The sequence below is a fragment of the Streptacidiphilus sp. ASG 303 genome (assembly GCF_020991365.1).
Lineage (GTDB): Bacteria > Actinomycetota > Actinomycetes > Streptomycetales > Streptomycetaceae > Peterkaempfera.
On the sequence record NZ_JAJLRA010000165.1, the window covers coordinates 1 to 289 of the forward strand.

1 pseudogene is annotated in these 289 nt (G+C 69.6%); it reads left to right on the forward strand.

The features are described from left to right. Positions 1-289: pseudogene (locus tag LO771_RS30365) on the forward strand (phosphoenolpyruvate synthase); the annotation flags it as partial.

The window sequence follows — 289 nt, forward strand, 5'->3', positions numbered from 1 at the left end:
CTCCTCGGCGCGTCCGCCCCGGTCGAGACCGATCCGGCCGTCGTCACCGAACTGATCGAGCGCAGCCGGGCGTCCGTCGCCGCCCTGGAGCGCGACATCCGGACGACGTCCGGACCGGCGCTGTTCGACTTCCTGCCGGAGGCCTTCGAGGAGCACAAGCGGGTCCTCGGTGATCCACGGAACCTGAAGGCGATCATGGCGGGGATGGAGGCCACGTGGTGGCTCAACGACAAGCTGCAGGAGTGGCTGTGCGAGAAGAACGCGGCCGACACCCTCACGCTGTCCGCCC